This window comes from Fulvimarina endophytica (genome assembly GCF_003403015.1).
Classification (GTDB): domain Bacteria; phylum Pseudomonadota; class Alphaproteobacteria; order Rhizobiales; family Rhizobiaceae; genus Fulvimarina; species Fulvimarina endophytica.
The window spans coordinates 60,387-84,168 of record NZ_QURL01000004.1; the positions used below are offsets into that span (position 1 = coordinate 60,387).

Annotated in this window: 21 protein-coding genes; 12 read left to right on the forward strand and 9 right to left on the reverse strand. The window is 63.9% G+C overall.

The genetic code is table 11. From position 1 onward, the window contains the following. The first annotated feature begins 450 nt into the window (after positions 1-450). Positions 451-2,049, forward strand: coding sequence for a hypothetical protein (locus DYI37_RS19970; RefSeq protein ID WP_158555126.1), 1,599 nt, complete (start codon positions 451-453; stop codon positions 2,047-2,049). A gap of 185 nt (positions 2,050-2,234) precedes the next feature. Continuing rightward, positions 2,235-2,849 (forward strand): Dps family protein, encoded by a 615-nt coding sequence (locus DYI37_RS19975; RefSeq protein ID WP_158555127.1) that lies wholly within the window; start codon positions 2,235-2,237, stop codon positions 2,847-2,849. A 185-nt stretch (positions 2,850-3,034) separates the two neighbouring features. Here the strand turns inward: DYI37_RS19975 and pnp are convergent, their stop codons facing one another. The 4 genes from pnp to DYI37_RS09795 form a co-directional block, all read right to left on the reverse strand. Further along, entirely contained in the window at positions 3,035-5,170 is a 2,136-nt protein-coding gene (pnp, locus tag DYI37_RS09780; protein ID WP_116683064.1) for a polyribonucleotide nucleotidyltransferase, read from the reverse strand. A gap of 465 nt (positions 5,171-5,635) precedes the next feature. Next, complete coding sequence (rpsO, locus tag DYI37_RS09785) at positions 5,636-5,905, reverse strand: 30S ribosomal protein S15 (RefSeq protein WP_116683065.1); 270 nt, start codon at positions 5,903-5,905, stop codon at positions 5,636-5,638. Between the two features lie 878 nt (positions 5,906-6,783). Continuing rightward, positions 6,784-7,821, reverse strand: coding sequence for a DUF262 domain-containing protein (locus DYI37_RS09790; RefSeq protein WP_116683066.1), 1,038 nt, complete (start codon positions 7,819-7,821; stop codon positions 6,784-6,786). Position 7,822: 1 nt separating this feature from the next. Beyond that, a complete protein-coding gene (locus DYI37_RS09795; RefSeq protein WP_116683067.1) occupies positions 7,823-9,031 on the reverse strand; it encodes a site-specific DNA-methyltransferase in 1,209 nt (402 codons plus the stop codon). A gap of 1,123 nt (positions 9,032-10,154) precedes the next feature. Between DYI37_RS09795 and DYI37_RS09800 the strand changes: the two genes are divergently transcribed. The 7 genes from DYI37_RS09800 (at position 10,155) to DYI37_RS09830 (ending at position 16,621) form a co-directional block, all read left to right on the forward strand. Then, a complete protein-coding gene (locus DYI37_RS09800; RefSeq protein WP_116683068.1) occupies positions 10,155-10,832 on the forward strand; it encodes a hypothetical protein in 678 nt (225 codons plus the stop codon). Positions 10,833-10,925: 93 nt separating this feature from the next. Continuing rightward, on the forward strand, positions 10,926-11,693 hold the full coding sequence (locus DYI37_RS09805) for a sulfite exporter TauE/SafE family protein (protein ID WP_116683069.1): 768 nt from the start codon (positions 10,926-10,928) through the stop codon (positions 11,691-11,693). A gap of 95 nt (positions 11,694-11,788) precedes the next feature. Beyond that, positions 11,789-11,974 carry a CsbD family protein gene (locus DYI37_RS09810; protein WP_116683070.1) on the forward strand — a complete coding sequence of 62 codons (186 nt, stop codon included), beginning with the start codon at positions 11,789-11,791 and terminating at the stop codon, positions 11,972-11,974. A 303-nt stretch (positions 11,975-12,277) separates the two neighbouring features. Next, the gene (locus tag DYI37_RS09815) at positions 12,278-12,736 is read left to right on the forward strand and encodes a (2Fe-2S)-binding protein (protein WP_116683071.1); all 459 of its coding nucleotides are present in this window, start codon (positions 12,278-12,280) and stop codon (positions 12,734-12,736) included. Between the two features lie 4 nt (positions 12,737-12,740). Continuing rightward, positions 12,741-14,933: a xanthine dehydrogenase family protein molybdopterin-binding subunit gene (locus tag DYI37_RS09820; protein WP_116683072.1), complete on the forward strand. Its 2,193-nt coding sequence runs from the start codon at positions 12,741-12,743 to the stop codon at positions 14,931-14,933. Positions 14,934-15,184: 251 nt separating this feature from the next. Continuing rightward, positions 15,185-15,832 (forward strand): Isoquinoline 1-oxidoreductase subunit, encoded by a 648-nt coding sequence (locus tag DYI37_RS09825; protein ID WP_116683473.1) that lies wholly within the window; start codon positions 15,185-15,187, stop codon positions 15,830-15,832. Positions 15,833-16,033: 201 nt separating this feature from the next. Continuing rightward, positions 16,034-16,621, forward strand: a complete 588-nt coding sequence (locus DYI37_RS09830; RefSeq protein WP_116683073.1) for a cytochrome b — start codon at positions 16,034-16,036, stop codon at positions 16,619-16,621. Positions 16,622-16,643: 22 nt separating this feature from the next. Here DYI37_RS09830 and DYI37_RS09835 read toward each other — a convergent pair whose 3' ends face one another. The 4 genes from DYI37_RS09835 to DYI37_RS09850 are packed head-to-tail and all read right to left on the reverse strand — an operon-like array spanning position 16,644 to position 19,872. Further along, the gene (locus tag DYI37_RS09835) at positions 16,644-17,429 is read right to left on the reverse strand and encodes a methyltransferase (protein ID WP_116683074.1); all 786 of its coding nucleotides are present in this window, start codon (positions 17,427-17,429) and stop codon (positions 16,644-16,646) included. Then, entirely contained in the window at positions 17,426-18,472 is a 1,047-nt protein-coding gene (locus DYI37_RS09840; protein ID WP_116683075.1) for a glycosyltransferase family 4 protein, read from the reverse strand. The genes DYI37_RS09835 and DYI37_RS09840 overlap by 4 nt, the downstream gene beginning before the upstream one ends. Further along, positions 18,469-18,867: a 6-pyruvoyl trahydropterin synthase family protein gene (locus DYI37_RS09845; protein WP_116683076.1), complete on the reverse strand. Its 399-nt coding sequence runs from the start codon at positions 18,865-18,867 to the stop codon at positions 18,469-18,471. The genes DYI37_RS09840 and DYI37_RS09845 overlap by 4 nt, the downstream gene beginning before the upstream one ends. Before the next feature lie 6 nt (positions 18,868-18,873). Then, the gene (locus tag DYI37_RS09850) at positions 18,874-19,872 is read right to left on the reverse strand and encodes a zinc-dependent alcohol dehydrogenase (RefSeq protein ID WP_245413862.1); all 999 of its coding nucleotides are present in this window, start codon (positions 19,870-19,872) and stop codon (positions 18,874-18,876) included. 176 nt (positions 19,873-20,048) lie between these two features. Between DYI37_RS09850 and ribA the strand changes: the two genes are divergently transcribed. Genes ribA through DYI37_RS09865 form a run of 3 tightly spaced genes read left to right on the forward strand, consistent with a single transcriptional unit; the run spans position 20,049 to position 22,770 of the window. After that, positions 20,049-21,185 (forward strand): GTP cyclohydrolase II RibA, encoded by a 1,137-nt coding sequence (gene ribA / locus DYI37_RS09855; RefSeq protein WP_116683077.1) that lies wholly within the window; start codon positions 20,049-20,051, stop codon positions 21,183-21,185. Beyond that, complete coding sequence (locus DYI37_RS09860; RefSeq protein WP_116683078.1) at positions 21,182-22,009, forward strand: CDP-alcohol phosphatidyltransferase family protein; 828 nt, start codon at positions 21,182-21,184, stop codon at positions 22,007-22,009. Before ribA ends, DYI37_RS09860 begins: the two co-directional genes overlap by 4 nt. Further along, a complete protein-coding gene (locus DYI37_RS09865) occupies positions 22,006-22,770 on the forward strand; it encodes an FkbM family methyltransferase (RefSeq protein WP_116683079.1) in 765 nt (254 codons plus the stop codon). The genes DYI37_RS09860 and DYI37_RS09865 overlap by 4 nt, the downstream gene beginning before the upstream one ends. Positions 22,771-22,772: 2 nt before the next feature. On the opposite strand, the gene DYI37_RS09870 is transcribed toward DYI37_RS09865, so the two are convergent. Beyond that, on the reverse strand, positions 22,773-23,735 hold the full coding sequence (locus DYI37_RS09870; protein WP_158555128.1) for a lysylphosphatidylglycerol synthase transmembrane domain-containing protein: 963 nt from the start codon (positions 23,733-23,735) through the stop codon (positions 22,773-22,775). Positions 23,736-23,782 lie beyond the last annotated feature (47 nt).

Here is a 23,782-nt window from a genome sequence, read left to right on the forward strand (position 1 = left end):
GATCCACACGCCTTTCGGGCACTTCGCATCCGTGCATTCGAATGACACGCGAACGTGAAGGCGTGGGGTGCGATGGAATGCGGACGGGTCGGCGGCGACGGGGTGGCGGCGACGACAGCATCGGACCGAAACGTGGAACCTGTTTTCGCGCCATCCGATGCGTCAGCAGGAAACAGGAGCCTCGGACGCGATTCTCAAATCGGGTCCGAGGCCTGAAGCCAAGCCTTCTGTTCGGCCACGTTCCCATGAGCTGCGAGTTCCGCCGTTCGCCCATCCCCCTGTCCACCATTTCCGGCCTGAGACTATGGACGGGGGCAAACCGGTGAGTTAGCTACCCAGAATGGACGTTCCGTCGTCTCGTGGGGCAAGTACGGAGACGGCGGATCGCTTTCGAATCAGACCTGCGTGATCCGATCTTCTGGCGGGGGGCCGACGATGAAGAACCATATCATGGCACTGGCTTGTGCCGTCTGTCTTGCGACCGGCAGCGTCCTTGCCGAGGAAAACCCGCCGCAGCGCAGCGATCTTGCAGCGCTTCTCGGCGAGCCTGTGCTGCGCGCGGGCGACGAGAGCGGAGCGGACCGTCTGCGATCCTCGCTCGAACTCTATCTGACGGCCGCTGCCTTCGAGAACGGCATCGTCTCGATCGAGCCGGTCGACGAAGGCTACCGGATCACGGCCCGTCTGTCGGAACTCGGCGAGGAGATCGCAGGTCTCGAAGACATCTCTTTGAGAATGGACGATTACGCGATTCTCGTCAGTGAGCAGCCTGACGGGCGGTGGTTCGTCGCCTCGAGCGGGCCTTTCGCCATGAGCCTCTCGTTCCGGTCCCCTTCGGGCGAACCAGGCGGGGCGCAGATCGTCCAGAGGCTCGATTACGAGGTCGGGTCCCATGAATGGGCGGGCTATTGGGACCCCGAAGTCCAGAGTTTCACGCGCGCGGAGGGCTATCTCGGCACGGTGCGTCAGGTCGAGACCAATCCGGCCGGAACGACGACGACGACGAGCGAGCCGATCCGCACGCGGTTCACCGGAGAGGTCGGCGAGGACGGCGGACTGAATATGGAGGCGGTCCAGTCGGGAGGAGCCTTCCGGCAGGAAGGAACGGTGTCGCTCGATCCGAGAGATCCGGAAAGCGCCATTTCGTTCGTCGTGCAAAGCGGCGATCTGGAAACCGTCGTGAACGGCGAGGGAATGAGGACCGCCGAGGTAATGCGCCTCTACGGCGTCGGGATCGAACTTCTGACCCGTCCCGAGCCAGGCGATTTGCTCGAGGAGCTCAAGGATGCGCTCCGAGCCGCTCTCCCCGTCTGGACCCGTTTTGCCAGCGATATGAAGATCGGCGGCATCACCGTCGATGTCGGTCCCTTCGGGTCCGGTCGCATCGGCTCCGCCGACGTCGACATGGCCCTCGACGGGATCAGCACCACCGGGACCTACAGCATCCGGTACGGCCTGACGGATATCGCCATCACCTCGCCCTTCGTGCCGGAATGGGCGAGCGCCCTGATCCCGGACCGGGTCGTGTTCGAAGCCGAAGCGACGGATGTCGATCTCCTCGAACCGGCCACCCTCCTGATCTCCGATCTTCGGCTGAACGCCGAGGCGCCGGTCTCCAGGCAAACCCTGACGAAGGTCGACGACCTCTTCCAGGCCTCGGGGGCCAGCTTCGGCATCGTGGACTCGTCGATTGCGGGCCGTGGCTACCGGATCGATTATTCCGCCGACTTCGCCGATGGCGATGTCTCCGTCGATGTCAGGGCCGAGGGGATCGATACGCTCATCGCCGGCCTTCAGGAGGCCGGCCGGGACTATCCGCAGGCCCTTCAGGGCGTCAGCGTCCTGCAGATGGCGAAAGGCTTCGGCAGACCCGTGGGTGACGGCGCCCTGGAATGGGCCGCCACCTTCGGCCGCGACCAGTCCATCACCGTCAATGGAGCGATGCTGCGCGCACCCGAATCCCCCCAACCCCCAAGCCTCGATCCCGGCGCCGGACAGTTCGAACCCGGTGCCCCATCGGAAGCGGACGGCCCGACCGATCCGCTCTGATCCGGGCGCCGTTCGGCCGAAACGGCACGCGGTTTGCGGCATCGGTCGCGCCGGCAGCGACACTATGGCACGCTTATCAAAAGCCCCGTCGCACGGAACGACACCCTGCCTTTCCCTTTAACCTCGGCGGCCGGATCGGAATCATCCTGACAATCCCGCCGCAGAGCACAGGGAAAGGGACAGTCATGACATTCCGCCACCTCGGTCACCTTCGCTACGCCGCTCCCATCGCGGCGGCGCTGCTGGCGGGTCCTGCATTCGCGCAGAGCACCGACACGAACACGAACCCGGCGACATCGAGCTCGGGGACCGAGACATCGACGCAGAACAGTGTCTCCCTGCCGCTTTCGCAGGATGTCCGCCGGACCTCCACCGAAGCCTTGCAGCAGGTCACCTATGATCTCATCGCGCTTCAGCACAATGTCCATCAGGCGCACTGGAACGTGCAGGGCATCGAGTTCTACCAGCTGCACGAGTTCTACGGCGAACTCTATTCGGCGCTTCTCCCGTTCATCGATCAGGCCGCCGAACGCAAGCTGGCTCTCGGCGAGGCGGCTGACGGCCGTCTGGTCCCGACCGCCGAAAACACGACGATCCAGCCCATCGATGAAGGCTATCTGAACGATCGCCAGACCCTCGAGCTCCTCGAAGCCAATTACGCGACGATGTCCTCGGACCTCTACTCCGCGATCGATGCGACCGAGGACGATCTCGTCACCCAGGACCTTCTGATCGGCTTCTCCCACGTGATCGACAAGCATTTCTGGCAGCTCCGCGCCCATCTCGAACGCGGTCGCTGATTGCGTCTCGTTCTGCCCCAAACGCAAAAGCGCGCCGGGATCGCTCCCGGCGCGCTTCGATTGTAAGCGGATGCGTGACCACAGCATCGGACCGAAAAGTGATCCCGGTTTTCGGATCATCCGATGCGTCAGCAAAAATCAGAAGACAGGGACCCGATTCTGACATCGGGTCCGAGTCCCTCGGATCAGGCCGCGTCTTCGCCAGCGGCCTTCTTGATCTCTTCGCCCGTCGCCTGGTCGACGACCTTCATCGAGAGACGGACCTTGCCGCGCTCGTCGAAGCCCATCAGCTTGACCCAGACCTTGTCGCCTTCCTTGACGACGTCGGTCGTCTTGGCGACGCGGCCCTCGCCGAGCTGGGAGATGTGGACGAGGCCGTCGCGCGAGCCGAAGAAGTTGACGAAGGCGCCGAACTCCACCGTCTTCACCACCGTGCCCTCGTAGACCTCGCCGACTTCCGGCTCGGCCACGATCGAGTGGATCCACTTGCGGGCCGCCTCGATCTCCTTGCCCGAGGAGGACGCGATCTTGATCGTGCCCTCGTCGTCGATGTTGATCTTGGCGCCGGTCTTTTCCACGATCTCGCGGATCACCTTGCCGCCCGAGCCGATCACGTCGCGGATCTTGTCGGTCGGGATCTGCATCACCTCGATGCGCGGGGCGAACTCGCCGAGCTCGGAGCGGGCCTCGCCCAGCGCCTTGTTCATCTCGCCGAGGATGTGGACACGGCCGCCCTTGGCCTGGTCGAGGGCGATCTTCATGATCTCCTCGGTGATGCCCTGGATCTTGATGTCCATCTGGAGCGAGGTGATGCCCGCTTCCGTTCCGGCCACCTTGAAGTCCATGTCGCCGAGATGATCCTCGTCGCCGAGAATGTCGGACAGCACCGCGAAGCGCTCGTCCTCCTTGATGAGGCCCATGGCGATGCCCGCCACCGGACGCTTCAGGGGAACGCCCGCATCCATGAAGGCGAGCGAGGTGCCGCAGACCGTCGCCATCGAGGACGAGCCGTTCGACTCGGTGATCTCGGAGACCGCGCGCAGCGTGTAGGGGAACTGCTCGGCCGCCGGCAGAACCGGACGGATCGCGCGCCAGGCGAGCTTGCCGTGGCCGATCTCGCGGCGTCCGGGCGAACCCATGCGGCCCGTCTCACCCACCGAATAGGGCGGGAAGTTGTAGTGCAGCAGGAAGCGTTCCTTGTAGGTGCCGGTCAGGGCATCCACGAACTGCTCGTCCTCGCCGGTGCCGAGCGTCGCCACCACCAGCGCCTGGGTCTCGCCGCGCGTGAACAGCGCCGAGCCGTGGGTGCGCGGCAGGATGCCGACTTCCGAGACGATCGAGCGGACCGTGTCCAGCGAACGCCCGTCGATGCGGCTCTTGGTGTCGAGGATGTTCCAGCGCACGATCTTGGCCTGGAGGCTCTTGAACACCGTGCCGACGTCCTGCTTGGAGAACTTCGTCTCCTCGGCGTCCTCGGGCAGGAAGTGCGCGGTCACCTTGGCCTTGGCCGCATCGACCGCCGCATAGCGCTGCTGCTTGTCGGTGATCTTGTAGGCCTCGCGCAGGTCGTTCTCGACGAGCTGCAGCATCTCGCCTTCCAGCACCGAATGGTCGGGGGCGGAATGCTCGCGCGGCTCCTTGGCGGCGACCTCGGCGAGCTTGATGATCGCGTCGATCACCGGCTGGAACGAGCGATGGCCTTCCATCACCGCGCCCAGCATCACCTCTTCGGTCAGCTCGTGGGCTTCCGATTCCACCATCAGAACGGCGTCGCGGGTGCCGGCCACCACGAGGTCGAGCGCCGATTCCGGCATCTCGTCCACATTCGGGTTCACCTTGTATTCGCCGTTGATATAGCCGACGCGCGCGCCGCCGATCGGGCCCATGAAGGGCACGCCGGAAAGCGTCAGCGCGGCCGACGCCGCGACCATCGCCACCACGTCCGGATCGTTTTCCAGGTCATGCTGCAGAACCGTCAGCACCACCTGCGTGTCGTTCTTGTAGCCTTCGGCGAAGAGCGGGCGGATCGGGCGGTCGATGAGACGCGAGGTCAGCGTCTCCTTCTCGCTCGGCCGGCCCTCGCGCTTGAAGAAGCCGCCGGGGATCTTGCCGGCCGCGAAGGTCTTTTCCTGGTAGTTCACGGTCAGCGGGAAGAAGTCGAAGCCGGCCTTGGGCTGCTTCTCGGAGACGACCGTCGCCATCACCACGGTCTCGCCATAGGTGGCGAGCACGGCGCCATCGGCCTGGCGGGCGATCTTGCCCGTCTCCAGCGTCAGCCGGCGGCCGGCCCAGTCGATCTCGACCTTGTGATTATCGAACATGTATATCTTGCCTTTTCGTCGTTCAGGCGATCCATCGGGAAACGGAGAACCGTTCCCTCACCTGGCGGCTGCGCCCGGCCTTCCCTCGATGGGAAAGCCGCTCGGCGCGTCCTGATCGGTCGGATCGCACATCGGGTGCGAACCTTGATCCACGGGCAAGACGATGAAAGGCTCTCGAAGTCCCTGGCCGAGGCCGTAGCCTCGAACCGGACGAGACCGGCGGGTTGGCACTTTCGCGAAAGCGAAGCGCCTGTGTCCCATGCCGGCGGGGAGCCTTTGATGATCCTGCCCCATGACATCAAAATTCAGCGGATGAACCGCCGCCCGTCACCATACAGCATCGGGCGGCGAAAGTGAAACCGGCGGGCAAAGCGCCCCGCGACGGATCGCGAAAGCCGGAACCCGGCCCCCAGCGATCCCTCGCGAAATCAGCGCGTTAAGCCCTGAAAGCCGGTTCGGTCGGTGTCAGCGGCGCAGGCCCAGGCGCTCGATCAGCGACTGGTAGCGCGCTTCGTCGGTCTTCTTGGTGTAGTCCAGAAGGCGGCGGCGCTGGGAGACCATCTTCAGAAGGCCACGACGGGAGTGGTTGTCCTTCTTGTGGTCCTTGAAGTGCTCGGTGAGATTGGTGATCCGCTCGGTCAGAAGCGCGACCTGCACTTCCGGCGAACCGGTATCGCCTTCCTTGGTCGCGTATTCCTTGAGGATCTCGGCCTTGCGTTCGGCGGTCATCGACATCGGATAAGCCTTTCTATGCTGAAGACCCCCATCCGCACCCGCCTTGAAACGAGGCGGCCCGATGAAGGCCCGAACTGTGACGTCTCATGAAATTCGGAGACAGGACGCCGATCGCCGGGATGTCGTCCAGCGACGGCCATGATCATGCGAGCCGGCAAAAGCCGATCTCGTACGCGCCGGGAGATATGGGATTTCGCGGCGGAATGATAGGGGGACTCCATATATTAGCTCGCGCTAAGTCGCGAGATCGAAGAAATTCTCTACGTCTGCGAGCCATCCATCAATGAGACGGACGCCTGTCCCTGGGCGACCGATTACCAGCAGCCTTTCCGGGTCGATATTACCTGCAAAACCATTATTGCGGGCAAATCGATTGACAGCATCACAGGTATTCTCTGCTCTATGAGCGAAAAAATGTCTAAACACCTTAACCTCCGAAAATACCTGAGCATTTAGGGATAAACCCAGTCTCAGCCCAGCGATATTAGAGGTTGCGTAAGAGATGAAGACTTTTTCAACCTCCTTCGGATCTCTAAAGGCTTGCTCATCCTTTTCTCGTATTGCGATTGGAGATGATTTTTTCGCAAAGCCGCTCGGATTTATAACTCGATATACTAAGGCAGCGGCTTCTTCCGTACTTCTTGGCGAAACGTTGCAAGATATATAACTACCATCAGCGGAACGACTTCGGAGAAGAGAGCTCTTTGTGTACTGACGAAGCCCGAGGACGACCAAATTGTCCAATTCTATTACAGCGAAAGCCAGAGTTCGCCTTGTCGCTTTGTCTGACGATGTTGAAGCAGGAATGACGAGAGACTGTAAGTACCGTTTACGATGAATGACGGCGTCCCGCAATTTCCTTAAGTCCGATACGCATCTCATTGCAACGCAGCATTTAGATAGAGGAACCTCACTGCTTTTGCTCGTCCAACGTTAGTCCCCTTAGTGGAGGCGACGAATTCAGAGAGAGCCGGGTGATTATCAGGATCACGCAAGCTTTCGCTGAGAATAGCAAGATCGACGGGATAAGCTTGGAGGGCGTCCGCGATCTCTGGCACCAGAATCGAAGCTTGCTCGTAAAGACTCAAATTAAAATGTCGATCCAGAAACACTAAAACAAGCGTCTGAAACATATAGCTCCGTTGAAATTCGCGCTCACTTTGGGCGACTAAGTCGGCAGCTTGGCCTATCCCAACTTCCATATACTCATAAAACAAGTCTTCTTCGTTGAAAACGGTATTGAAACGACGGTATAGACCATCAATCTGCGAAGATTTCGTCGTAACGAATCCATTCAAAGCCGTATGCAAAATTTCCGCATACATTCTGGTATCCGACATTCTAATAATATCGCGGCGCGATAGAATACCGATAGCTCGCAACTGCTCGGAGAAATGGAGGGCAACGCGCTGGATGAACCACTTAAAAGGCCCCTGAAATTTCGCGTTACGTTGCTCTTCATCGTTCAGTGGAACGTTGCTTGCGTTCATACGGCGAAATGAATCTTGGATTTCGGAGGGTTGAACACCTCTAAATTCATCAATTGGAAGGCTATAAGATATAAAGCTTGATTGATACTCCTCCGGAAGCTGATTGTAATTCTTTCCCCGGAGTTCACTAGTTTCGATCTTATTAGACAGTTTAAATTTTTTGTTGTAAAAGCTCTGTAGAGTATGACTTCTTTGCTGACCATCGACAATATCTTTGATCGTACTCCGCGTTCTAAGGTCGACTTTCGAATAAAGAAATATCTTAGGTATAGGATACTCTAGTAGAATAGATTCTATAAAAAACGATTTCGCGTAAGACGCCCAGATACCCGCGTTTCGCTGATAGTCGTCATTCACTGTGATCAACCCATCATTCAACGCTTTACAGTAGTCACCAACAGACATCGGCGAATATACAGCTCGCATCTTATTCTTTCCTAAAAAACACGGCGCTTTCTGCTTTCGGCAGCCGAGCGTTCGCATGAGCTCGTGTGTTAACCAGCGACATCGAACGACGACTATCGAACGTGTATCGCGAATATTCGAAAAGACCGAACTGATTCGCCAAGCTAGCGATCAAATCGGGCAAGTCAATCGTTATGTCTTTGTAGCTAGTAGGCTGCGCAACAATGCAACCGCTTCCTCCAGATTTTAGGGCATTTCCGATATTACGAATGGAAGCTTGGAGATCAACAAAGTAAGTTGCAAAAAAGCGCAGATAGTAAGTCGATGACGCTTTAGAAGCATGCCGCTTTATGCGCTCCAAAACGCCTCTTACGTCGTCAGGGAGGCGCTCGATACTCTGTGCAGGGCGCTCGCTAGTCAGCGGCGAACCCAGCATCGAGCGACGAAGACGTTGAATATCCGGGGCGAGATCGAAATCCCTGAGTAGCAAAAACTCGGGCAAGGTCGCATGTACGTAATCTAAACGTGTAAGATACGGCGGAGATGTCAATACCCCGTCGAAAGTATTGAAACGTCCGATCGCTTTCCTTGAATCGCCACGCTCAATGACGATGGCACACCCGGGAGATTTTTCGGAAACACTTCGCCATTGCTTTAGCGTCTTGAGCAACTTTATCCAATTATCGCAAACTGCTCCTGCCTCTACTTGCAACCCTTCGAAAGTTGAATGACGACTGTACCAAGATGGATTCCGCGACCGCCACTGCTCCAGCTGCGACCGTGCGAATGGAAATAAGGCAGCAATAGCTACGCTGTGAGCCGTTTCATTCGTCACAGGGATCTCACGAAACGCGTGACCAATCTCCCTGAACTCAGTGACGCCCCTACAACGCAACAGATCCTTAGTATTGGAAATAATTTCTGCTGCTTCTTCAAAATCGGTGTCTAGAGCGACCCTAGCCCTACCAAGATGCACCATAACGGGATTAATGTCATATCCATAGCAGGAGGTGCCCGCGTGCGCACATGCGGCGGCTGTGGTCCCAGATCCACTCCACGGATCCACGATCACCGCGCTGCTCGGCAAGCCAAGCTCAGACAGCGCCCAAGTGGCGAAATCTAATGGGTATCCAGCATAATAACGATAGAACTCATTATCCGATCTTCTAATAGGGTTTTTCGTTGAAACCCCCGCAGATGGCAACAACGCCTGGTTGAACAAATCTCGCAAATGCTATGCAGTCCTGCTAATTTTCGCACATCGTTGATCAATGTACGATCCACGTCTCATCTCTAAGCGTCGGTTAATATGCGTGAATGATGCCCGGACACCGCTCTCCGCCGTTGACTCGACAGGTATTTGAGATCTTTGATTGCGAAGATCGGGCCTGGTTGTTTGCCGAAGACATTCCTTTTTCCATTTTTCTTTCTACACGCAAAACTACTACGTTTCCAGTGATTGCGCGCTTGAAATTTTTGGCCTTATAGAATTTTCGGCAATTCAAACTGGGCAGACACGGCTCATTCCAAACAAACTGAAGCGATCAAATAAGGGTTGACGTCGACTGATGCTCGCCTCTCGTTACAAGGGACACCGTTAGATTCCAGCTTGCTTCAAAATCTTATCCCCACCCCCACCGCCCTCCCCCATCATCCCCTCACCGCGCCACCGAATGGCAAGGACGATCGCCGGGATCGTTCGGGGGTGCGGGCGGTGTCTGCGGCGTGGGGGCTTGTCCGGAAGCTCCCTCATCCCGGACGCCTCGCGGCTCCGCCGACCCCTCGCGTACTACGGCGCGGGTGCGGATCGGTCCGCTTGAACGGCCGGGCCCTCGAAAGCCCGCCGTGAAGCGTCGGCAGCCGTCCGACAGTCTGGGCGTTCCGCGCCCGGGCCGCTTCGGGTCCCTTCACGCCCGCCATCCGGCGAGTGCAACAAGGGCCCGGCGGTTCGTAGCGGAAAGCCGGGCCGAGGGCGAAGCGAGGCGACAAATCCCGTGCGGTGCGCCGGAGGCGAACCGGACTTGACTACACATCGGAGGGTTTGCCTCCGGCGCTCCGCTGCCGCCTCTTTGGGATGCGGCCGTGGCAAGGCCCCGCTTCTTCGAAGCGCCGGACGAACCGGCCCTTCGAACAAGCGGGCGATACGGGACCGACCCCTCCCCCGACATGAAAGGCCGGGACGGGCGAGCGGGCCCGGCGAGGTTCAAACCCCGGCTCGCAGACACGAGCGCGGGAACGCCGATCCGTGCCCCCCGCTCAGCCCATGATCCACGCGCCCTTCGCGGTCCGGCCGAAAAGGGTGCCCGGCGGAAGGAGAGGCCGGGCGGGTTCGTTTTTCGAGGGAGGCACAGATCATGGCGAAGCGGAGAGGACCGAAAGCGGCGGGCTCTGAAGCGGCACTGGCGAAACCTTCGAACGGAACGCCGGGACGGGCGAAGCCTGCGGCACGGCACCCGGCCGGCGGCAAGGCGAAGGCCGGCGGCGGGGGACGGGGCGATGCGGCGGGCGCGCCGCCCGTCAGCCGCGAGGAGATCGCCGAGTCGCAGGCGATCGCCCGCCGGCATTACCAGCGCTTCGTCACCGCCATGCGGCTCGCCGGCCTGCCCGTGCGCCCCGAGGTCCGCGCGCGGCTCGAAGGTAAGCGCCATCGCCCCGTCCCGACGCATGCGATCGGCGACGAGCACGTCATCGCCGATCGCATCCAGCGGCTGTCCCATCATTGCCGGCGCGGCGATTGCCGCCGCTTCTTCCAATGCCGCCACGGTGAGCGTGCGGGCGAGGACAGGGAGGCGCTCCTGCGCGGCAGTCCGCCGCCCTGTCTGTCGCGCATTCCGCGCGCCGCCAATCTCGCAATGCGCTTCCTGATCGCGCGATCGAGCAGCCCCCGCCTCTTCCGCGAGCCGGACATGGTGAAGCGGGAGGTTCAGGCCGTCGCCATCATGGAGGCGGAGATCGCGGCGGCCCCCATGGGCAGCGGGCCTTCGGGGGAAAGCGCGGGAATGACGGCGGTGGCGTATGAAACGCAAAATTGAGATCGGTAAAGCCCGGCTGCGCGCATTTTCTTGCCTCCGCGTAAAGGCCGGAAGGAGGATAGATTCGGCGCCGTCTCAACTTCGGAGCCGGCCATGTCCGACTTTCTTCTCTTCCTTCTCGTGGGCGGTCTCGCCCAGCTCGTCGACGGCGCCCTCGGCATGGCCTATGGCGTCGTCTCCTCCACCGTCCTCATCTCCTTCGGCGTCACCCCGGCCACGGCCTCGGCCTCGGTCCACACGGCGGAGCTCTTCACGACGGCGGCCTCCGGCACCGCCCACGCGATCCACCGCAATATCGACTGGAAGCTGTTCTGGCGCCTCGTGCCCTTCGGCGTCCTCGGCGGGGTGGTCGGCGCCTATCTCCTCACCAGCTTTCCCGGCGCGGTGATGAAGCCCTATGTCGCGGCCTATCTCACCCTCATCGGCGTCTATCTGTTCTCCCGCTCCTTCCGCAAGATCCCGAGCCGCCCGGTTCCCGGCAGCGTCGTCCCTCCCCTCGGTCTCGCCGGCGGCTTCCTCGACGCCGTCGGCGGCGGCGGCTGGGGGCCGATCGTGACGACCGGGCTGCTGGGTGCCGGCGGCCAGCCGCGCTACGTCATCGGCACGGTCAACACGGCCGAGTTCCTGATCACCGTCGCGGTCTCCATGAGCTTCCTCTTCGCCCTCCTCACCGGCCACTGGCAGGAGAGCGATTTCGCCTCCCACGGCTTCGCCGTCCTCGGCCTCATCGTCGGCGGCGTCATCGCCGCGCCGTTTGCGGGCTACATCGTCAAGCGTCTGGAGGAGAAGGTGCTCCTGCGCCTCGTCGGCGGCCTCATCACCAGTCTCGGCCTCGTCCAGGTCGCCCAGCTCCTCGGCTGAAATCGTCAGGCATACCGGAAGGGTCAGGGAACGGGGAAAGGCCGGCCGCGTTTAGAATGCGAAACTTTTGTTCGTGAAACGAAGGGAACAGGACAATGACCAACAAGGACGAAGTCAAGGGCGCAGCCAAGGAAGTCGGCGGCAAGATCAAGGAAGCCGTCGGCAGCGCGCTCGGCAACGAGAAGATGGAAGCCGAAGGCAAGGTCGACCAGACCGAGGGCAAGACCCAGAAGAACTACGGCAAGGTCAAGGACGCGGCGACGGACCAGACCGGCCACTGATCTTCAGGCGGGCGCCGTCTGGCGCTCCTCTCCTTACGCAAAGCCGTCCCATCGGGGGCGGCTTTGTCGCATCCGGGGGTTGAACGCGCCTTCCCTCCCGCCGGTCACCACGCCGCCGCGTTTCGTCTGCCGCACTTGCGAAACGCTCTAAAAAGCGTAGTCTTTTCCCGACAGCCGAACGCCCCTCTCGCTCGTGCCTCTCTCCGTTGCCGCGGAGCGACGCGCGAGCCGAACGCGTTCGGCACGAGGACGATGGGGCCGACGGCTCCGAAGGTCCGTCTACCAGACGACAAGGAACGCGCGATGGTCTCTTTCACCCTCAACGGCGAGGACCGCCAGTTCGACGGCGACCCCGAAACCCCGCTTCTCTGGGTCCTGCGCGACGCGGAACGGCTCACCGGCACGAAGTATGGCTGCGGCATCGCCCAGTGCGGCGCCTGCACCGTTCATGTGGACGGCATGACGCGGCGCTCCTGCATCACGCCGATCTCGACCCTCGAAGGCTCCACGGTCACCACGATCGAAGGTGTCGAGGGCCCCGAAGCCGAAGCGGTCCAGGCCGCATGGACGGCCATCGACGTTCCGCAGTGCGGCTACTGCCAGTCCGGACAGATCATGTCCGCCGTCTCGCTCCTCCAGATGAACCCGAAGCCCAGCGACGAGGATATCGACGGCGCCATGGCCGGGAACATCTGCCGGTGCGCGACCTATCAGAGAATTCGTCAGGCGATCCACGATGCCGCCGACAAGATGGAGGCGTAAGACCATGGGTTATCACGACGGACATTCGGCAGGTGGTCCGCGCCCCAGCCGGCGCGCCTTCCTGACCGGCGCAGGCCTCGTCATCGGCATGACCCTCGTTCCGAAGGGTTTCGCGAAGACCCAGGACCCCTCGGTCATCCAGGCCGACGTCCAGACCGACGGCGCGCGGCCCTTCAATGCCTTCGTGCGGATCGCGCCCGACTCCTCGGTGACGGTTCTCTCCAAGCATATCGAGTTCGGCCAGGGACCCTATACGGGCCTCACGACGCTCGTCGCCGAAGAGCTCGATGCCGACTGGAGCCAGATGCGCGTCGAGGCCGCGCCGGCCGATGACGAGATCTACAAGAACCTCGCCTTCGGCCTTCAGGGAACCGGCGGATCCACCGCGATCGCCAATTCCTACGAGCAGATGCGTCAGGCCGGCGCCACGGCCCGCGCCATGCTCGTCGCGGCGGCCGCCGAGGAATGGGGCGTGCCAGCCGGCGAGATCACGGTTGCGCGCGGCACGATCAGCCACAAGGCCTCCGGTCGAAGCTCCGATTTCGGAGCGCTGGTCGAGAAGGCCGCCGGGCAGGACGCGCCGTCCGAGGTGACGCTCAAGGACCCGAAGGATTTCGTCCTCATCGGCACCGACCGGCCGCGTCTCGACACGCCCTCCAAAGTGGACGGCAGCGCGATCTTCACGCTCGACATCGGCTTCGACGACATGCTGATCGCGGTCGTCGCCCATCCCGATCACTTCGGCGCGACCGTCAAGAGCTTCGACGACACGGCGGCCCGCGCGGTACCGGGCGTCGTCGACGTCAAGGAGATCCCCCAGGGGGTCGCCGTCTATGCCGACAACACCTTCGCGGCCCTCAAGGGCAGGTCCGCCCTCAAGGTGGAATGGGATCTGTCCAAGGCCGAGACGCGCTCCAGCGACGAGATCTTCGAGGCCTATTCCAAGATCGCCGATGGCGAGGGCCTGCTCGAAGCCGCCAATCACGGCGATATCGAAGCCGTTCTGAACAAGGACGGGACGCGATCGGTCGAGGCGCTGATGCGCTTCCCGTTCCTCGCTCATGCCCCGATGGAGCCGCTCGATGCGGTTCTCGTCAAACGCGAGGACGGGTCGATCGACTGCTATAACGGCGCCCAGTTCCCGGGTCAGGACAAGGCGGCGATCGCCGATGTCTGCGGCATCGACCCGGCGAACATCCGCGTCAACACGCAACTCGCCGGCGGCTCGTTCGGCCGTCGTGCCCAGTTCGGCTCGCCCTACATGCGAGAGGCCGCCGAGGTCTTCAAGGCTTCGGGAATGTCGCGTCCGGTCAAGCATATGTGGACGCGCGAGGACGACATCCGCGGCGGCTTCTATCGGCCGATCTATCTGCACAAGCTGTCCGGCGCCGTCGACGGCGACGGGACCATCGTCGCGTGGAACCAGACGATCGTCGGCCAGTCGATCATGAACAAGGACGAGCTCGACGAGACGAGCGTCGAGGGCGCGTCCGACATGCCCTACCGGATCGAGAACCGCCGGGTCATGTCCGCCAACACCGCCCTGCCGGTGCCGGCCCTCTGGTGGCGCTCCGTCGGCCACACGCACACGGCGTTCGCCGTGGAGAGTTTCCTCGACCAGCTTCTGGAACTGGGCGGTAAGGACCCCGTCGAGGGCCGCCTCGCGCTGCTTCCCGAAGGATCGCGTGAACGCGGGGTTCTGCAGAAGGTCGCGGACATGGCCGGCTGGAAGTCGGGTTCGGCGCCCGAGGGACGCGCCTGGGGTGTCGCTGTGCACAAGAGCTTCTCCACCTACGTCGCCGAGATCGTCGAGGTCTCGATTGCCGAGGACGGGGGCCCGAAGGTGCACAAGGTGTGGTGCGCGGTCGATTGCGGTGTCGTCGTCAATCCGAACATCGTCAAGGCCCAGATGGAAGGCGGCATCGGCTACGGGCTTGGGGCGATCCTCTACGACGAGGTCACGCTCGGCGAAGGCGGAGCCGTTCTCCAGTCGAACTTCCACGACTACCGGTCCCTGCGCATCTTGGAGATGCCCGCAGTCGAGGTGGCGATCCTGCCATCGAGCGAAGCCCCGACGGGCGTCGGCGAGCCGGGCGTCCCGCCGATCGGACCGGCCGTCGCCAATGCCTGGCGCCGCCTGACCGGGCAGGCCGTCGAAACCCTGCCGATCAAGTCGTCCCTCGGCGCCGGCGCCTGAGCGTTCGGGCCACCGCGAGGACGGGCGCCTTCGCGCCCGTCGCGCATATCCCGAATACAGACGGCGAGCGGCGGTCCCGAAACCGCCCTTCGCACCATCTTCTTCGATCCGCCGGGGCGTTTCACACACCCCCGGACCTGCCTCAGGCCCAGCCGTTCCCGACGCCGAGCCGACCGTTCTTCCGACAGCATAAAGAGAGTTCAGACGTGAAACGCGCCCTTCGATCCGGTTCCGCGAGCCTCGCTCTCGCCCTGACCCTGACACTTCTGGCGAACCCGATCGCGAGCTTCGCGCAGGATCGCAACCCGGCGACCGGAGAAGCCTCGCAGCCGATCGCACCGCCGGACGAGCCCTCCGGCCTCAGACCGGTCTCCGATTTCGATCAGATCGCTGACGAGACCGAGCGTTCGATCGCGATCTTCCAGGAAACCGGCAAGGTGCTCCAGCATCCGCGCTGCGTGAACTGCCATCCGGCCGGCAACAGCCCGCTGCAGAACATGGGGATGAACCCGCATCAGCCTCCGGTTCAGCGTGGGGAGGCAAATTTCGGCGTTCCCGGCATGATGTGCAACACCTGCCACGGGCCAGAGAATGTGAAGGTCGTCGGTCAGAGCGCGGACATCAAGTCGATCCCCGGCAATCCGAACTGGCATCTGGCGCCGATCGAGATGGCGTGGGAGGGCAAGTCGCTCGCCGAGATCTGCACGCAGATCAAGGACGAGAACCGCAATGGCGGCCTCGACCTTGCGGCTCTCGTGGACCACATGGCGCATGACGATCTGGTCGGCTGGGGCTGGAACCCGGGAGAAGGACGAGAGCCGGTTCCGGGCACGCAGGAACGGTTCGGCGAACTCTACGCCGCGTGGGCTGCGACCGGCGCGCACTGCCCGGCCGAGTGAGGGCGCGCCGGGCCGGAGGCGCAGGCCCGTCGGCTTGACGCCTCGCGCGCGACGTCGGAGACTGGCCGTCCGGTTTCGCCGGGCGGCACTGTCGCCCTCGTCCGGGTGATCCGATATCCGGACCGGAAACGGCAGAAGGCAGCTCTTCTCGACAAGGGACCGGACGGAACGCAGGTCCAAGCCACTGATCGGAGGCGCGCCGTGTCCCATGAGCCGCAAGCTTCGAACGCAGCCGGCCTTTTCGACGAGAACGGGGTCGCCGTGGGTCTGCCGCAGCGGGCCCGCTATGCGCCCACCTCGCGGGTCTTCCATTGGATCGTCGCGGCTCTGGTTCTCGTCGTCTGGCCCATGGGAATGGTCATCGCCTTCGTCGCCGACGAACACAAGACCGCGTTCTACCTCCTGCACGAGTCCTTCGGCTTCCTCGTCCTCTGGCTCATGCTGGCGCGCCTTGCCGTCCGGCTGATCCGAGGAGCCCCGTCCCCGCAACCGATGCCCTCATGGCAGAAGCGCATGGCTGGCGTCGTGCACATCGCGCTCTATGCAGCGCTGATCGCCATGCCGATCTTCGGCTTCCTCGCCACGAACGCCTTCGGTTTCCCCCTGAGCCTGTTCGGTATCCTTCCGATCCCGAGCCCGGTGGGAAAGAACGACGATCTCGCCAAAATCTTCATGACGGTTCACGTCACGCTCGGCTGGACGATCCTCGTCCTCTTCGTGCTGCATCTCGGCGGCGTGCTCCACCACCACCTGATCCGTCGTGACGCGGTGCTCTACCGGATGACCTGAGAGGGCCACCCTGCGAAGGCCCTCACGGCAGCGCGAGAAGGTCGCGATGGCCGACGAGGAGGCGTGCCCCCTGCCGCGCGGCATTTTTGCGAAACTGTAGCCATTGGCCGGCGCGTTCGTCGCCGAGCTCGGCGCGCGCGGGTTCAGCAAAGCCGGCATGAAAGGCGTCCTGCAAAGCGAGGTCGTCGATCCCGAGATGCCAGTCGGCCTCGCGCGACCGGATTTCGAACCCCTCGCGAGCCAGCGCTTCTTCGAGAGCCTCGGCGGCCCGGCCCCCGAGACCCGGACCGAATCCTTTGTCTCGGCCCTGATCGGCCGAGAAGGCGGCGGCGACCGCCGCGTCGTCTTCGTGGGGTCGGCCCCATTCGATACGGCCGTCGACCGTCAGTGCCGAGTAGAGGCCCGTCCGGGCCTCGCGCAGCATTCTCGCGAAATTCGAAACGAAGCGTTCCGAGACGAGATCGAAGAGGGCCGAGGCGGTGACGAGCCTTGCCCCCGCCAGGATATCGACCGTCAGGCCGGACAGATCGATCGAGCGAAAGACGACCCGTCCGCGGTCGCGCTCTTCCAGCGCGTCAGCCGCGCGGTCCAGAAGCGCCGCATCGTCGTCGACGAACACCCAGCGCGTACCCCTGCGAAGATGCGGATCGAGGGCTCGGAAGGTCGAGCCGGTTCCGCAGCCGAGATCGATCACCGGCCCTTCGTCCGATGCGACATGATCGGCGGCCGCATGAAGAAGGTCGTCCGCCCTCGCCTTGCGATCGGCCGGTTCGCGAAGGGTGAGCCAGTCGGCTTCGAACCCGCTCATGCGGCGATCTCCTTCAGCGCCTGGCTGATCGCGCGCGCCGATTGCGCCCAGGTCGGAAGCCGTGAGCCGGCGGCGTAGGCACCATCTGCGAACCGGCGGCGCCGGTCCTTGTCGTCAATCATGCGTTCGAGCCCCCCTGCGAGTGCCGGGATGTCGCCTGGCTCGACGAGGATGCCCGCCTCGGGTGGCACCACGTCCGGCACCGCGCCGGCCCGGGTCCCGACGATCGGCAAGCCATGGGACATCGCCTCGGCAAAGACCATTCCATAACCTTCGTGCCGGGTCGCGAGTGCGAAGATGTCCGCCGACCCGTAGGCCTCTTCGAGATCGGGAAGCGCGCCGGCGATTTCGATCCGGTCCGCCAGATCGCGATCCGCGATCAGGCTCTCGAGCTTTCGGGCGTGGCCGGGGTCGCGGGTGGCATCGCCAACGATGCGGCATCGCCAGTCCCGATCGCGCAAGGTTGCGAGCGCCGAGACGAGATCGGCGTGGCCCTTGCGCTCGACGAGGCTCCCGATGGAGAGGATGACCGGCGCGCCTGCCGAGCCGCTCGAACGCTCGGACTTCTGCGTTCCGGGAGGCGCGACCGTGATCCGGTCGCCCTCGATCCCGAAGCCGCGCTGGAGATCGCGGCCCGTCGCCGCGCTCGTGACCACGATCGCATGGGCGGCGGCCAGTGCCCGACCCTCGCTCGCCCGAAGCTCCGCCGCGCGCCCGGCCGCGATGCCGGTCTCCAGATGGAGCGGGTGATGCACGAGGGCTGCGAGCCGGAGGCGGCTGGCCTCGCGCTCGGCAAGTTCAGGCAGAACGCCGTATGCGAGCCCGTCGACGAAGACGGTGGTTCCATCGGGGAGCGCTGCGAAGAGGTCGCCTGCCCTGCGGAGATCCTCGGGCGCCGGGTCGGGAAAGCTTGCCGGCAGTTGCAGATGCGTGACCGACCAGCCGAGCCCTTCGAGCTCGGCGATCATCCGTCGGTCATAGGCGTAGCCGCCGGTCTTGGTTTCGAGATCGCCGGGGATGGCGAAGACGAAACTCGCTGTCAAAGCGATGCCTCGTACCAGGCGCGGGCGACCTGGGACTCATGGAGGCGCACCCGGAGCTTGGCGACCCGGCCGCCAGCCTCGCCCATGCGCCCCCCGGCGATTGCTTCGGCGATCTTTCGATGGATATGCCGGGCGAGGAACTCGGTCGTCGTCACCTTGCCCGAGAACTCTGAGATCTCGTCGAGATTCTGGTAGTTCAGCGGCCGAAGAACTTCTTTCAGGATGTCCGTTGCCGCGCCGATATCGACGGCGAGGCCGTCCTCGTCGAGATCCTCGGTGAAGAAGGCCGCATCCACGGTTAAGGTCGCGCCGTGCATGCCCTGGGCGGGCCCGAAGACCGGACGCGGCAGGGAATGGGCGATCATGATGTGGTCGGTCACTTCGACTGCGAACATGTGGGGTCAGGCCTTTTCGTATCGGATGCGGTGGCAGAGCGTTGCGGGGTCGTCGAGAATGCCGAGATAGGCCCCGGGAAGCTCGGCGAAGGGGGTCTCGCCGGAGATGAGGACGTCGAGACGCTCGTCGGCAAGGAGCGACAGCGCGAGGTCGAGGCGGCGCGCATGGGTCCAGCGGGCCCGGCGGGCAGACGGAAGGTGGCCGACCTGGCTGCCGATGAGGGACAGGCGGCGGGAATGGAAGGCGCCGCCGAGGGGAACCTCGATCGCGCGCTCGCCATACCAGCTCGCCTCGACGATCCGCGCCTCGAAACCGGCACAGGCGATGGCTGTCGAAAGACCGCTCGCGGACGCACTGGCATGGATCACGATGTCGCAGTCGGACGGCGCCGAATCCGGCCCCACGAAGGAAAGACCGAGCGCACGCGCGGGGCCGGCTTTCGCGTCGTCGATATCGACGAGAGTGACGGACGTGCCGGGGATCGCCGCCGCAAAATAGGCCGTGAGAAGGCCGACCGTTCCGGCTCCCACGACGGCAACCGTATCGCCGGGCTGGACCGATGCGTCCCAGACGATGTTGAGCGCCGTCTCCATGTTGGCGGCAAGAACGGCGCGGGAGAGCGGCACGTCTTCAGGCACCGGGCGGAGCGCCTCGACGGGCAGGACCGCATGGCTCTGATGGGGGCAGAGGCAGAAGACGGACCGGCCGAGCCAGCCGGGCGGTCCGTCCTCGACGAGGCCTGCCAGGCAATAGCCGTAGCTGACGGGAAACGGGAACTCGCCGGACTGGAACGGCGCGCGCATGCGCTCGTATTCGGATGGTGGAACCTGTCCCGCGCTGACGAGACGCTCGGTACCGCGACTGATCGCGCTGAAGCGGGCGGCGACGAGCGCTTCGCTCGGACCTGGAGCCGGCAGCGACAGGGGGCGCAAGGCCGGGTGGTTCGGAGCCTCCAGCCAGAGCGCATGGGCATCGATCGCCGCCCGGCGGGCACCGTCGCTCACGCGCCGAACCTTCGCCGGACGACGAGAGGCGGGCACTGCCGGTCATTCTCACGCAATTGTTGGGCCGAGACGGTCATGACGCCGAAAATGTCCCACCCGGGGCATTTGTCAAAGGTGCAGGGCAAGCCTACGTCTTCCATACTATGACAGTTTCACGAACCCCGGACGCACCGTCGATGTCGAACAAGGCCGAAAATCGCAACGGCGAACCGATGACCATGCTCGACCCTTGCGATGTGGCGCGCCGGGCCTGCGAGATCGCCGGGGCCGAACTGCGTTTCGGGCGTCCAGTGGTGCTCGTGGGCGAGCAAAACTACGCGGCGCTCGCGCTCGATACGGCGACTTCGGGGGATTTCGACCGGTTCGCGCAGGTGACGGGCGGCAAACATATGCTGTTTCTGACGGCCGAGCGCAGCCACGCGCTGGGTCTTGCCAGGCCGAAGGGCGTGCTCGTTCCACTGGCGGGCGTCTCGCATGCGGCGGCCTGCGAACTCGGCTACCGGATGAAGAGCCCGGTGCCGACGAATTTCGAGGACGCACCGGAGGAACTCGCGGCGCTCACCGCGCTGTCCTCAATCGCCCTGCTCCTGCCCGCTCTCGTGGTCGCCCGGATCGAACCGGACGAACCGGCTTTCGCGGGCGTGACGCGGATCACGGCGAGGGAGATCGCGGTCTCCGGCGAGGCGGAGAGCCGCTACGAGATGATGGCCCGCACCGAAGTCCCCCTCCGGGATGTCGACAAGGCGGAGTTCGTCGTCTTCCGCGGCGGTCTGTCGCAGCGCGATCAGGTGGCCATCGTGGTCGGCGATCCCGATGTCGAACGCTCGGTCCCGATCCGCATCCATTCGTCCTGCATCACGGGCGATCTGTTCGGCTCGCTGAAATGCGATTGCGGCGACCAGTTGCGCGAGGGCCTGCGGCTGATCCAGGCGCGGGGCGGCGGCGTTCTCATCTATCTCGATCAGGAAGGACGCGGCACGGGTATCGGCGCGAAGATGATGGCTTACGGCTATCAGGCGCACGGCCTCGACACGATCGATGCGGACGAGACGCTCGGTTTCGGTCCCGATCTGAGGCGCTACGGCGCCGCCGTCGCAATGCTGAAGGCACTCGGCATCGCCAAGGTCGAGCTTCTGACGAACAACCCGACCAAGGCCGCATTTCTGGAAAATGCCGGGATTTCCGTGACCCGGCGCACTTCGGTTCTCGGAGAGGTGACGAACGAGAACCAGGCCTATCTGACGACCAAGGCCATGCGGGCCGGGCACCAGCTGGATGTGAGGGCCATCGCCCAGGCACTCGTCGCCAAATGAGCGAAAGCAGCGAAGGCGGCAGGCCTCTCATCCGCACCGTCGTCGATGGTCGCCTGCGTTTCGACGTGCGCCCGGTGCTTCTGGAAGCGCTCGCGATCCTCTCGCTGATCGGGCTGGCGCTCGCGGCGATCTCACCGTTTCTGGCGAAGATCGCAGGGTCCGACTGGCGGTTCGTCGCAACCTCTCTCGCGGTCTATCTGGCGATCGCCGGGACCGCTGCGGCCGGTCTCGGCGCTCATCCTCATTCGCGCTTCGGCCCGGCCAACATCATCACCAGCGTCAGGGCCGCGTTGACGGCGCTCGTCGCCGCGTCCCTGATCCATATCGGTCACGTGGAAAGCAAGGGGGGAGCCGACCTCGCCTGGGGTCTTGCGGCCCTCGTCGCCTGCGCGCTCCTCCTCGACGGCGTCGACGGCTACGCCGCACGGCGTACGCGTCTCCAGTCCCGCTTCGGAGCCCGCTTCGACATGGAGGTGGATGCGCTGATGATCTTCCTCCTCTCCCTCGTCGCCTTCGCCTCCGGCAAGGCGGGGGCTTTCGTCCTCGCCCTCGGGGGGATGCGATACGCATATCTCGCTCTGCATGCGCTGGTGCCGCGCCTGCCCTCGACCCTTGCGCCGAGCCTTCTCAGAAAGGTCGTCTGCGTCATCCAGGTCGCGGCCCTCTGCGCCATCGTCACTCCGGTCGTCGCCCCGCCCCTCTCCGATGCGATCGCGCTCGGCGCGCTGCTTCTCCTCTCGGTGTCCTTCGCCCGCGATCTCTTCGCGCAGGTCATGATGCTCGTGCATGGTGACGGTGCGGAGCGGGAAGCGCAGTCGCGATGATCGGGCGCCTTCGCCCATGGCTCGGCCTGGCACGCTCGCTGTTCGTCTATCACGGCCAGCCCTGGCGGGTGATCGGCCTGCGCCGGTTCATGCGCGAACTCGTTGCGCCGGGCGCCCTCGCCTTCGATATCGGCGCCCATGCCGGCAACCGCACGCTCGCCCTTTCGAAGGCGGGCGCACGGGTCATCGCGCTCGAACCCCAGCCGCGCTTCGTCAGCCTCCTGCGCCATCTGGCGAAGGGTCGTGACATCACCGTTCGGGCGGAGGCCGTGGGCCGGACATCCGGCTCGGTGGACCTGCAGATCTCCCACGCCAATCCGACCCTTTCGAGCACGGCCGCCGGCTGGAGCGAACGGATCGGTAGTGCCGCGGGTTTCGAGACCGTCCGCTGGGATGCGAGCATTCGCGTGCCGATGGTGACGCTGGACCGGCTCGTTGCGGAATACGGACGGCCCGATTTCGTGAAGATCGACGTGGAGGGCAGCGAAGCGGACATTCTGGAGGGTCTCTCGGCGCCGCTGCCGCTGATCTCCTTCGAATATCTGCCGGCTGCCATGGATATCGCGGAGCGTTGCCTACTCCGCCTCACCGAACTCGGCTCCTACGAATTCAATCTCGTCGTCGGCGAGACCCAGACGTTCCGTTCAGGCGAATGGGAGCCCGCGGATCGCTTCCGCGAGACGCTTCGGCGCGAGAGCCAGTCGGGTGCCTCGGGCGATGTTTACGCACGGCTCTCCTCGCCGAACGAAAGCACAGGCTGATCTTAGATATCGCGGCGGAGGATCCGTCTGCGAAACCAGGTGCCGGGCGAGGGAAAATCGAAGGCGAACACGCCGGGCAGCGCCCCGATCGTCGAGACGAGCCCGTAGAGCACGCTCGCCGCGACCCCTGCATTTGGCTCGTATCCGGCAAGCGGCCAGAGCGCGGCGGCAGCCGCTTCCCTCACGCCCCAGCCTCCGATCGAGATCGGCAGAACCATGGTGAGAAGAACGGGCGGCACCAGTAGCAGGGTCTGTACCATGTCGAGGGGCGCGCCGATGGCGCGGCTCGCCAGCGAGAAGACGGCGAGATAGGCGGCCACCACGACGAGCGAGAGGACGAACTGGATGGCGGCCTGACGCGGCGTCAGCAAGGCCCGGCGCGTCGCTTGCCAGAGACGGCCGATCGCAGCCCGCAGACGCCCGCGCGCGAAGACGGCGAGCAACGCGACGATCAGGGCGAGCGCGCTCGCAAGGAGCACGGTACTGACGATACCTTCGAATGCGATGCGGGGCGTATCGCGGCCGTGATCGAACATCCAGAGAACGAGACCGACGCCCGCCATGAAGGCGAAGGCCACCTGTCCCGATGCCCGCTCCAGGAAGACCGCATGGGCGGAGCGCTCCCAATCGGTGCGCTCGGCTTCCACGGTGCGGTTTCTCGCAACGCGCAGGATGTCTCCCGAAACGCCTCCAGGCAGGATCATGTTCAGGAGCGAAGCCCCGTAATATTCGGTCACGGCCCTTGGGACCGGCAGGATCATCCCCAGACTCAAGGCCGTGACGCGCCACCGGATGGCGGCGACGACGATATGCGCCTGGACGAGAAGCAGCGCCGCGATAACGAGAGCCGGATCGGCCGAGAGAAGCGAATGGAACGTCGCGCCGATATCCGTCAGCCCGATCAGGGCCGCGACGAGCAGAAAGGGAAGAACGATCCGGCCGACGAGAAGCAGGCGATGGGGCAATTGCGTCGGTCTTTCCGCCGGCTTCGAGATATGGAGACCGGAGGGCT

Coding starts and splice junctions, on each gene's coding strand:
- DYI37_RS19970 (WP_158555126.1), top strand. CDS start 451: ATGGCACTGGCTTGTGCCGTCTGTCTTGCGACCGGCAGCGTCCTTGCC.
- DYI37_RS19975 (WP_158555127.1), top strand. CDS start 2,235: ATGACATTCCGCCACCTCGGTCACCTTCGCTACGCCGCTCCCATCGCG.
- pnp (WP_116683064.1), bottom strand. CDS start 5,170: ATGTTCGATAATCACAAGGTCGAGATCGACTGGGCCGGCCGCCGGCTG.
- rpsO (WP_116683065.1), bottom strand. CDS start 5,905: ATGTCGATGACCGCCGAACGCAAGGCCGAGATCCTCAAGGAATACGCG.
- DYI37_RS09790 (WP_116683066.1), bottom strand. CDS start 7,821: ATGCGAGCTGTATATTCGCCGATGTCTGTTGGTGACTACTGTAAAGCG.
- DYI37_RS09800 (WP_116683068.1), top strand. CDS start 10,155: ATGGCGAAGCGGAGAGGACCGAAAGCGGCGGGCTCTGAAGCGGCACTG.
- DYI37_RS09805 (WP_116683069.1), top strand. CDS start 10,926: ATGTCCGACTTTCTTCTCTTCCTTCTCGTGGGCGGTCTCGCCCAGCTC.
- DYI37_RS09810 (WP_116683070.1), top strand. CDS start 11,789: ATGACCAACAAGGACGAAGTCAAGGGCGCAGCCAAGGAAGTCGGCGGC.
- DYI37_RS09815 (WP_116683071.1), top strand. CDS start 12,278: ATGGTCTCTTTCACCCTCAACGGCGAGGACCGCCAGTTCGACGGCGAC.
- DYI37_RS09820 (WP_116683072.1), top strand. CDS start 12,741: ATGGGTTATCACGACGGACATTCGGCAGGTGGTCCGCGCCCCAGCCGG.
- DYI37_RS09835 (WP_116683074.1), bottom strand. CDS start 17,429: ATGAGCGGGTTCGAAGCCGACTGGCTCACCCTTCGCGAACCGGCCGAT.
- DYI37_RS09845 (WP_116683076.1), bottom strand. CDS start 18,867: ATGTTCGCAGTCGAAGTGACCGACCACATCATGATCGCCCATTCCCTG.
- ribA (WP_116683077.1), top strand. CDS start 20,049: ATGTCGAACAAGGCCGAAAATCGCAACGGCGAACCGATGACCATGCTC.
- DYI37_RS09860 (WP_116683078.1), top strand. CDS start 21,182: ATGAGCGAAAGCAGCGAAGGCGGCAGGCCTCTCATCCGCACCGTCGTC.
- DYI37_RS09865 (WP_116683079.1), top strand. CDS start 22,006: ATGATCGGGCGCCTTCGCCCATGGCTCGGCCTGGCACGCTCGCTGTTC.